The organism is Psychroflexus salarius, from assembly GCF_900129035.1.
Classification (GTDB): Bacteria; Bacteroidota; Bacteroidia; order Flavobacteriales; family Flavobacteriaceae; genus Psychroflexus; species Psychroflexus salarius.
Genome location: NZ_FQTW01000004.1, coordinates 244,900 through 250,899, shown reverse-complemented (window position 1 = coordinate 250,899; position 6,000 = coordinate 244,900). Strand labels below are relative to the sequence as shown.

5 protein-coding genes are annotated in these 6,000 nt (G+C 35.5%); 3 read left to right on the top strand and 2 right to left on the bottom strand.

Translation table 11 applies throughout. The features are described from left to right. On the top strand, window positions 1-258 hold a 258-nt coding region (locus BUB82_RS11765), incomplete at its 5' end, for an integrase core domain-containing protein (protein ID WP_234949768.1). Between the two features lie 377 nt (window positions 259-635). After that, window positions 636-1,937 (top strand): OmpA family protein, encoded by a 1,302-nt coding sequence (locus tag BUB82_RS07155; RefSeq protein WP_073192922.1) that lies wholly within the window; start codon window positions 636-638, stop codon window positions 1,935-1,937. A gap of 449 nt (window positions 1,938-2,386) precedes the next feature. Here BUB82_RS07155 and BUB82_RS07150 read toward each other — a convergent pair whose 3' ends face one another. Together BUB82_RS07150 and BUB82_RS07145 are read right to left on the bottom strand one after the other, a co-directional pair. Then, window positions 2,387-2,689, bottom strand: a complete 303-nt coding sequence (locus BUB82_RS07150; protein ID WP_015364048.1) for a HigA family addiction module antitoxin — start codon at window positions 2,687-2,689, stop codon at window positions 2,387-2,389. Between the two features lie 12 nt (window positions 2,690-2,701). After that, a complete protein-coding gene (locus BUB82_RS07145) occupies window positions 2,702-2,983 on the bottom strand; it encodes a type II toxin-antitoxin system RelE/ParE family toxin (protein ID WP_073192921.1) in 282 nt (93 codons plus the stop codon). Between the two features lie 404 nt (window positions 2,984-3,387). On the opposite strand from BUB82_RS07145, the gene BUB82_RS07140 reads away from it, so the two are divergent. Then, entirely contained in the window at window positions 3,388-5,544 is a 2,157-nt protein-coding gene (locus BUB82_RS07140) for a peptidylprolyl isomerase (protein WP_073192920.1), read from the top strand. The last annotated feature ends 456 nt before the right edge of the window (window positions 5,545-6,000 follow it).

Sequence of the window (6,000 nt, the reverse complement as noted above, 5' to 3'; positions counted from 1 at the left end):
CACATTAATAACTTAAGAAACTTACAAGCTAAAACCAAGAAAGCTGTAGAACATTATAATACGAAAAGACAGCATGATAATTTAAAAGGAAAAACACCTAAAGAATTTAAAAGTTATGTGTTAAATTTGAACACCCAAAAAAGACCGATGGCGATTATTTATGCCGATGGTAATTATAAAGTCAAGGTGGCATTGAGCCACCATGACTTTACCCCAAAAAAAGTACCTCAGGCTCATAATTGTCCAATAGAATTATGAAAATAATCAAATAGTATATTAACCAAAACGGTCAACGCTATTTAGGGAAGGTCATAAAGCCTATTGCCTACAGCCTACAGCCTAAAGCCAACTTCACGACTCACAATTCTCGACTCACCAATCACGACTCACTGAAAACAGACAACCGATAACCGACATCTACCACTATACTATTATTCCATTACACCATTACACAAAAAAGCCTATTGCCTAAAGCTTATTGCCTAGAGCCAAACACACGACTCACGACTCACGACTCACTGAGAACAGACAACTGATAACCGATAACCGAATTAACAAATCGTAAAAAATAAACTAAAATCTTTTAAGTAATTGAATATTAACTATATTTGCTAATTGAAACAAAAAACTTAACCATGAAAAAAACAACTCTATTATTGGCTGTGATGATTCTTACTGTATTTCAGTCATTTGCGCAAACAGACCAATCTTCTGAGCAGAAATCTACTGAAGTAAACTATAACAAATGGTCGCTTGATTTTGGTGGTGGCGTAAGCAAGGCTTCAAACCCATTTTCTGACCCTTCAATTGAAGCTGGAATGTTTTCAGATTTCATGATTGACTTAGGTGTAAGGTACATGTTTAATGATAAGTTCGGACTTAAACTTGATGGTGGTTTCGGCGAAATATCTGCCGATGATGAGTCACCGTTTGACTTTTCAACAGATTATGCAAGAATTAATGCGCAAGCTGTATTAAATTTTGGTTCAATTCTTAATTTCCAAAGCTTCACGCAACGTTTTAACGTCTTAGGTCATGGTGGTGCTGGTATAAGTTTTTTCACTTATCCAGAGTCTAGTCTTGTCGATAACGAAGCTACAGTAAATTTCATGTTTGGTATTACCCCACAAATTAAATTGTCAGATCGGTTTGCTTTTTATGTTGATTTAACAACAATAGGTAACTTTAAACAAGATTATACTATTGACGGTCAAGCAAGAACGGTTTCGCGTGACTTCGATGGGATGATTGTTAATGCAACAGCTGGTTTATCGATTTACTTAGGCAGTAATGATCAACATGCTGATTGGGTAAATATTAGTAAAACAGATCAGTTTGAAGAACAAGTTAACTCTGTAGAAAACCGTTTAGCTAAATTAGAATCAGAGCTTCAAGATGACGACCGTGACGGTGTGCCAAATTATCTTGACTTAGAACCTAATACGGTTAATGGTGTCGCCGTTAATACAAAAGGTCAAGCCGTTGATAAAAATCAAAACGGTGTGCCTGATGAGTTAGAAAAGTCGCTTGAAAAACGATTCATGTCTAAAAATGAAGCAGAGTCAGCTATCGCAAAAGCTGGTCTTGAGAGCGTTAAAGCAATGGCTAATGATGGTGCTATAAGTGTGTATTTTGAGTTTGGAAGCACTAAGCCAGAAACTTATTCATACGATGCAATCAACAAAATTTTACTTTACTTGAGAGCCAACAATACAGCAACAGCAAGCCTAACAGGTTATGCTGATGAAATCGGAAATGCTGAATTCAATAAAACTTTATCTGAAAATCGTGCAAAACGCGTTTATGACATCTTAGTCGCTTCAGGAATTGAGGAATCACGCTTATCATACCAAGGTGGCGGAATTGATAGTTCAGTTAATAAATCGTCTAAAGATGCAAGACAACTCGTAAGACGTGTGGTTTTCGAAATTAAATAATAGAAGATCTTAATTATATGTAAAAAGCCTTCAATTCCCGTTGAAGGCTTTTTTTATTAGAATACTATTATTCTATTACACGACTACACCATTTCACGAGTTCGCAAATCTTCAAAAAAGCTTTAAGTAATAAGCCGTAAGCCGACCTACACTTCACTACTCACGACTCACTATTCACGACTCACTGATAACTGGTAAGTGCTAACCGAAAACCGAAAACCGATAACAGATAACCGAAAACCGCCAGCCGACATCTACCATTATCCTATTACACGAGTTCGCAAATCTTAAAAAAGCTTTAAGCAATAAGCCTAAAGCCTACAGCCAATATCACGCTTTACGACGGTCTTGTATATGGCTCGTAGCGTGCAAATTATAAAATTTGGCGACTTTCCAAATATGCCTTAACTTCCTTTAAGCAACTAATTAGCTATGAGCTATATACGGTGTTAGGCAACGTTTTTATTTCCGTAATGTTTAATTTCGTTCAATTCTTTTTCTTTCGCATCTTTTTCTTCTTCGATGTCATAATCATCTTGAATTCCAAGCCAAAATTTTGCGGAATTTCCAAAATATTTACTCAACCGTAAAGCTGTGTCAGCAGTAATTCTGCGTTTCCCTTTTATGATTTCAGATATTCGAGTTTGCGGAATTTTCAAGTCCTTTGAAAGTCGGTATGCCGTAATTTCAAGCGGCTCAAGAAATTCAAAATTCAAAATTTCTCCTGGATGTACGTTTGCTAACTTTTCCATTATTTTACTTTTTTAGTGATAGTCGATTATTTCCACTTCGCCTGCGTTTCCGCTTTCCCAAATGAATATAATTCGCCATTGTTTGTTAATCCGAATACTATAAAACTCTTTTAATTTTCCAGTCAGTTTTTCAAGTCGGTTAGAAGGCGGAATTCTCAAATCAGCAATATCTTGTGAATTATTCAACATTCTTAATTTTCGACGTCCAAAGTTCTGTATTTCAATCGGCATTTTTTTAACTCGGATTCCGTTCCAAATTTGTTCTGTTTGTTTCGAACCGAAAGAAATAATCATAGTTTTGTTTTACGTTACTAACGTCAAAGATAAGTAAATATTTTGAATGTTTGCAGAATTTTTTTTCAAATGTTGCCTAACTCACTGATAACAGACAACGGTCAACCCATAACTGATAACAGAAAACGACTCACGATTCACCATTCACGACTCACCATTTAAGACTCACTAATCACTGATAACCGATAACAGCTATTAATTAACCCCGAGCCCAGTCAACTAGTCAACCAGTTACCGACAAAACCCACAAATCACGCTTCACTATTCACTACTCACTGAAAACCGATAACAGAAAACGACTCACGGATAAACATCAGCGCTATTAAAAAAACTTTCAAAGCCTTAATGTTTTATTTATTGGTTAATTGTTTTATTTTCGCCAACTATATTATAAATAACTAACAATGGCAATTTTAAATAAGATTAGACAACGTACCGTCTTTTTAATTGTAATCATAGCTTTAGCTTTATTCTCATTTGTTTTAGCAGATTTGATCAAGCAAGGTGGTTTCACTTCAAACAAGTCCTTAAGTAATATTGGTGTTGTGGGTGACGAAGAAATCTCAAGAGAAGAATTTGTTCAAATTGTTGAAAATAGAGTGCAGCAATCACAAGGTCGCGTTTCAACAATTCAAGCGGTTAATCAAGTCTGGGACTCTAAAGTCTACCAAATGCTTTTAGATCAAGAATTTGAAAACTTAGGCTTAAATGTTGGTCAAGACCAAATTATTAACGTGATGGCCGAGCGTTTAGCTGGTAATCCTCAGTTTTCAAATGAAGCTGGTTTTTTTGATGAAGCAAAAATGAAGCAGTACGTAGCTGAAATTAAATTAACTTCTCCGCAACAATACCAACAATGGTTAGACTTTGAAGAAAGTGTAGAAACCATTGCTAAGTCTGAATTGTATTATGATATGATTAAAGCTGGTATCGGTGCTACAAAACTCGAAGCTAAACAAGCTTACAAACAACAAAACGATAGACTCAACATCGACTTTGTGAAAATTCCTTACACTAAAGCCGCTGATGTTGAAGTTTCAAAAGCCGACATTAAAGCTTATATCAACCAGAATAAAACCCAGTTTAAACAAGAAGCTGAACGTGATATTAAATTAGTACATTTTAAAGAAGAACCTTCAGCCGAGGACTTTACAGCAGTTGAAGATGACTTAAAAGAATTGTTAACTGACCGTGAAGAATACGATCAGGTTTCAGATAGTAATCAAGTTATACAAGGTTTTAAAACCACTGATGATGTCGAGGGTTTTGTAAATCGTAACTCAGATGTTCCATTTGCTGACGTTTATACCTTCAACTATAGCTTAAAAGAAAATAAAGACGAGATTTTAGCCTTAACTGAAGGTGAAGTTTTAGGACCGATTAAATCAGGCCAACAGTTTCGTTTAATTAAAATGTTAGAGCAAACTAATTTGCCAGATTCTATCAAATTAAAACATATTTTAGTCACTTATGAAGGCACAGGTGTTGATCCTCAAATAACGAGAACACAAGATGAAGCTCAAGCTTTAGCTGATAGTTTACAAACATTAATTTCTAATGATATTGAGCAATTTGGAGATTTAGCCGAGAAATTTTCAGCAGATCGTCAAAGCGCTGGAAATGGCGGAGATTTAAATTGGATAACTTACGGCCGATTAGTAGAAGATTTTAACGATTATGTTTTCGATCAACAACCAAATCACAAAGGTGTTGTTGAAACTGAATTTGGTTACCACGTGGTTTATGTAGAAGATAAAACCGAGCCTAAACCAGCAGTTAAACTAGCAACGATTGTAAAAACAGTAAACCCATCTGAATTAACCTTAAACAATCTTTATAGAAAAGCCTCTAACTTTGAGTTAGCAGCTGAAGATGCCTCTTTAGAAGAAGCGGCTAAAGCAGAAGATTTAAAGATAAAACCTGTTAATAACATGAAAGCGCTTGATGAAACTATCTCAGGTTTAGGACAACAGCGTTCAATCGTTAAATGGGCCTTTTCAGACGAAGCTAAAGTAGGTTCAGTTAAACGTTTTGATATTTCAAATGGTTATGTTGTAGCAGAATTAGTAAATGCTACTAATGAAGGCGTTCAAAGTGTTGAAGAAGCTTCAGCAACTGTAACACCAATCTTAAAAAAACAAAAACAAGCTGAAGAACTTATAGCTCAAATTGAAAGTGAAGATTTAAATGCGGTAGCAAGCAAATTTGAAGTTTCTGTTCAAAAAGCGTCTGCGGTTAATATGAGCAGTCCTGTTTTACCAGGTAGTGGAAGTGAGCCAAAAGTGGTTGGAGCAGCTTTTGCACTTGATAAAAATGGGGTAAGTCAACCAATTCAAGGTGAAAAAGGGGTTTATGTTATTAAACTAACAGGCAAGCAACCTGCGGCTGAATTACCTTCTTATGTCGGTATGGCAACGCAAGAAACTAAACGCCGCATTCAGACTTTTGACCAAAAAGTGCAACCAACCTCACGAAATTATACCAATCCTAAACTTAATCCTGTTTATAAAGCCTTAAAAGAAGGTACAGAGATTGAAGATAAACGAACTATGTTTTACTAAGAAAATTCTTATCACTTAAAAAAAAGCTGTCTTATTAAGACGGCTTTTTTTATTTCTTGTCAGTGTTCCGTTAGCAGTTTTACTGTGAGTAGTGAATGGTGATATTGCCTGTAGGCAATAGGCTTTACTTACAGCTTATAAGTCTTTTTGCGGATTCGCAGATTTGTGTAATTATTTAGCAGTTCTGGGTTGTCTGATCGAGGTTTCCAGTTCAATTTTTGTTAAAACACTCATCCCTACAGGAAAACGGCCTACTGAAAAATCAGCGTAAAATTTGACGTGATGGGTTCGTTAAATTTCAGACTGTTTAAGTTCCATTAGTAAAATGGAATGAGTTTCTGAAATTTAGAACCCAAACTATAAATTTAGTATAGTTTTCATAAGCCTAGTCCCGAAGCTTCGGGATTGTTTCGTTTTTTCATCAATGGAAATCGAGGAACGAGATTCATGAACACT